General features: G+C 31.4%; 1 protein-coding gene. It reads right to left on the minus strand.

Annotated features, from left to right (window positions below; all coding sequences use genetic code 11):
- Positions 1-185 (minus strand): hypothetical protein (locus tag BCU12_RS11435; protein WP_133153874.1); only part of this gene is annotated, 185 nt, incomplete at its 3' end.
- Between the last annotated feature and the right edge of the window lie 204 nt (positions 186-389).

Genomic DNA, 389 nt, shown 5'->3' on the forward strand with positions numbered 1-389 from the left:
TCAAACTCTAAAGAAACGGTATCAGAAAGTTCATCATCCGCATTTTGAATTAACTCTAGTAATTGTCGCCCGTTATAGTCCCTTACTTGCTGGTTTTCTTGATTATAATCAGAAATCATCCGGCTAGGAGTCATTTTATAAAGATGAATTTGTTCATTAATTTTTTTTTGTAAAAATGCTTTCAAATTTTTATCTCTTTATTAAAATTTAGGCGTCACTTTATAAATACTAACATATCATCAATGGGTTAAACGATTGTTTGTATGATGTTAACGGGAAATATTGATGTTACTAGAGTCGTATTAAGAGTGCTTGGCTCGGTTCTCGCCAATGATGTAGTTATTGAATAGATTTGAAGCACTTTATAAAGACGTTGTTGATCAAATCAG

This window comes from Vibrio sp. 10N.261.55.A7, from assembly GCF_002877365.1.
Taxonomy (GTDB): Bacteria; Pseudomonadota; Gammaproteobacteria; order Enterobacterales; family Vibrionaceae; genus Vibrio.